The sequence below is a fragment of the Ancylomarina euxina genome (assembly GCF_003863355.1).
GTDB classification, from domain to species: Bacteria; Bacteroidota; Bacteroidia; order Bacteroidales; family Marinifilaceae; genus Ancylomarina; species Ancylomarina euxinus.
In genome coordinates this window covers 1-4,136 of the sequence record NZ_QQWG01000042.1, presented here as the reverse complement: position 1 = coordinate 4,136, position 4,136 = coordinate 1, and the positions used below count along the sequence as shown (strand labels likewise).

Here is a 4,136-nt window from a genome sequence, read left to right as displayed (position 1 = left end):
ACCGTTAGCCACAAGGCAAAAAAAAAGACCCAAGCAATCAAGCTCTTTGAATAAACGACAGTGTAACTTGAAGGGAATTTATTTTGTTTTTTCCCCACGCGCCGCTATTTGAAACTGTAGTGCGAATTTGGAACAGCCAACGCACAAACAGCACATTTGCAAATCGCACAAGCCTTCACACGACCAAATTTTGCAAAAGAGCTGTTTTTTAGCCAACCACACTAGTAAGGCTATTAACATTTAGTATATTCGGAAGCAGATTTATTTAAAATATAGAATAGTGATAAGTAGTTCAAATATAAAATCTTGGTTAAGTTATTGGAAAAAAACACTAATTGATGTTGATAGAAAAAGAATTGATGTTACCACATATCCAATACCTGTAGAATCATACTTTATAAAACAAGCACCTCAAAAGCATGCGAGATTCTTATGGAATGCATCTCAGACAAATAAAGAAACACAATGCATCAATGTTGACATATGCCCCTGTTCAATACAGTCGGAATTTGAACATGCAAAATCAAAAGAACTTGAAGAAGAAGTGTTTTACCCTTTCTGGATTCCTGCAATCATGTACAAAGACGGAACACTTGCTCCTCAAAAATCGAACAAAGGAGTAGCTAAACCCTTCTTTGTAAGAGAATATCTGAATCCTAATCCGAAAGATACCTACAGAATCGCATCAATAAAAGATGTTGACACAGCCCTTCAGAAAGTCGAATTTAAAGATGAATCATGGAATTCTCATTGGGGAAAATGTGAATCTTACTTTTCAATTATTACTGGGAAAAGTTTCGAGGAATTCAATGTAAAACATGAGAAACACATTTTTATTCAAAAAGGTGAGTTAAGAGGATTGACAGAAAATATTAGAAAACTCTATAACAGACTTGAAGATACTCCACCAGATAGGAGCTTACTTAATAGTCTAGTAGATACGGAAAAAATTGTGTTTTCAAATATTCCTGAGAAATCCGAAATAGTTAGAAATAAAAACCACATTGGCCAAATGAGTGGTGAATTTCCTTTGTCAGTATCACAGAGAGAAAGCATTGCATGTTTTAATTTGTTGGAAGAATCAAATGTTTTAGCAGTAAATGGTCCTCCAGGAACTGGAAAGACTACTTTTTTACAGTCAGTTGTAGCTAATAGTGTTGTTTCTACCGTAATAAATCAGCAAAGACCTGAATTAATAGTTGCTTGCTCGGCAAACAATCAAGCAATCACTAATATTCTCGACAGCTTCGTACTTGACTCAGACGATAAATTAACACAACGTTGGTTGCCTGATTTGACTTCTTTAGGTTTGTATTTATCTACGAATGAAAACAAAAAATACCAAACATGTACTTCCGAGTTTGGAAACGGCTTTCTAAATGACTTTGAAAGTGCCAATGTCGAAGATAAAAAAGAGCACTTTTTAAAAGAGTTTAAAGCCTATCTTGGAGAAAGTGATAACATAGAAGAATGCAAGTCGAAGTTACTAAGTATAGTACAATCAAAAGTTTCTAACATAAAAAAGAGCCTTGAGATTGCCGAAGAATTTGAAACCATTAGTCCACTATTGAAAGTAGCTGGATTTTCCAACTCAGATGAATTATTAGAAAGGATTTCCTCATTTCAAGATAATATCAACAGTACAAATTCTGAAATCCAACAAACATCTGTTGCAGAGGAAAAACTTACAGAAGTGAAAGGAAATCAACCATTCATTCAAAAAGTTTTTTCTTTTCTTCCAAAATTCAAGAAACGTAGAGCTTCTCTATTCCAAAGGGTACTTTTAGATATTAATCTAGGTAAAGTTCCTGACTACAGTAATTACAACGCTTTGATTCATTTGCTTAATGAAAGGATTATTACTAAAACCAATTTAATTAAGCAGTATAATTTTGAATTAAATCCATTAGTTGAATTAAAAAACAAAACAGAGGAATTACAATCCAATTATTTAATCTGCATTAGCAATTGGAACGACAATTACGGTGAAGCCCTAAATAAGCTTCAATCTATGACAGGTAAAGAATATAAAGATTTGAATCCCTTGGAAGATATGCAAGTCAGAATGGATTTTTCATATCGTTATGAAGCATTTTGGTATGCAATACATTTTCGTGAAGCAGAATACTTGATAAACTTAGAAGCAAAGCAAGAAAAGAATAGCAAAGATAAAGAGAGAGGTAAAATAGGATACAAAGAAAAATTGCAACGGTTTGCAGGAGTTACACCTATTTATATTTCTACTTTTCACTCCATTCCAAGGTTCAGTACATTCTATGACAATGCAGAAGGAGAAAAAGCATATTTTGATTTATTTGATTTGCTAATTGTTGATGAAGCAGGTCAGGTTGCTCCCGATATCGCCATTCCTTCATTTTCTTTGGCTAAAAAAGCTATTGTTGTAGGTGATGTCTTTCAGATAGAACCTGTATGGTCAGTCGAAGAAAAACTAGATATAGTTAATCTAAAAATGAATAACTTATTATCTGACAATGCTTCAGACGATTTAATAAATTCCTATAAAGATTCAGGGAAGCTTTGCTCATCAGGCAATCTAATGAAATTAGCACAGAAAGCATGCTTTGTTAAAGATGGTGATGAAGGCGGCACGCTCTTAAAAGAGCATAGAAGGTGTCCTGACAAAATCATTTCTTATTCTAATAGGAATGTTTATCAAAATAAATTGATTTTAACGAAAGGAAATAAGAGAAAAGCTAACACTGACCTCCCTTTAAAAGGATTCATGCATATTGATAGTGCTAGTGAGAAGATTGGAAATAGTAGAAGAAACGTTCAAGATGCAATTACAATTGCAAAATGGATTGAAAGTAAAAGGTTAGAACTTGAAAATACCTTTGGGAAAAAGTCAATCTCGGATGTTTTGGCAATAGTTACCCCATACAAATCTCAAGCTTCACTTATTAAAAATGAATTACTAAAAATAAACAAGAAAGTTTATGCAAAGATAATATCAGGTACAGTGCATGCTTTACAAGGCGCTGAAATTGATGTCGTAATTTTTTCAACGGTTCTTACCCCAGGTGATAGCACTTTCTTTGCAGATAACCTTAATATGCTTAATGTTGCAGTATCTAGGGCTAAATCAAGTTTTTTGGTTTTTGGTAATTTGAACACAATAGATGCAACAAAAAACAATCCTCTGGGTCGTTTAAAACAATGGCTACAGGAAGATGAAGATTGTGAACTTTCAAACAAAATTATATTTGACAGCAAAGAAACTGAAGATGGTGTAATTCGAGTAAATGATTTGAAAACACATGTGGGTACATTAAATCGGGCATTTGAAATTGCAAAATCAGAATTGATAATAGTTTCACCATTTATTTCATCAAATGCAATTGAATGTGATACGCTTAAGTGTTTTGATAATAGTGAGAAAGAAACGATAAATTCTATTGAGATAGAATCTGTTAAAAATCAATTAAGTGCTACGGTAAATAAAGGGGTTAAAGTCTTAGTAATTACTGATTCAACACTTGATACAAATAACAATCAATTAAAACCTAATGCTAAGAAAGGTCGTGAAATAATTCTACAAAGCGGAGCTAAGTTAAAACTTGTAGATGGCATACATAGTAAAACCATAATTATTGACAATGATATTATAATAGACGGTTCATTTAATTGGTTTTCTGCTCTACGTGATGAACAAAGTAAGTATTTTAGAGAAGAATCTTCCATTGTTGTGAAAGGTGAGCCAGCTAAAACAATGATTAAGAAGGCTAAAGCATATTTAGAGAATGTAGTTAAATAATTGCCCACCCTATTTGTAAGCACATTGGCAAAGCCCCACGAGCCATCTCTCAATCCAAAGCTTTGTCAAAGAGCTTACAAATCCACCACACGTAACCACCTTTCAGGATGGTTTTAGGTTTGCTCTCCCTCAAAAAAAACAAAATAAATTCGTGCTCCGAATCAGCAGTAGTGATTTTTGGTAACGACTATAAACGATTGATTGTGAATAACTAAACAAGGAAGCCCAGTGGCTAACAAAGTGTCATAAGTAATGCGGGGAAACGTGCAAATTTTGAACATAAATGCCTATATTTGAGCTTTATCACGGCTTGAAAGTTTAGTGGGGTTAAATCCCGCACTACTCATACACTAGGCCGTTA

General features: G+C 33.5%; 1 protein-coding gene. It reads left to right on the top strand.

The genetic code is table 11. The features are described from left to right. Nucleotides 1-280: 280 nt before the first annotated feature. On the top strand, nucleotides 281-3,775 hold the full coding sequence (locus DWB61_RS17390; RefSeq protein WP_125032211.1) for an AAA domain-containing protein: 3,495 nt from the start codon (nucleotides 281-283) through the stop codon (nucleotides 3,773-3,775). Nucleotides 3,776-4,136: the final 361 nt, after the last annotated feature.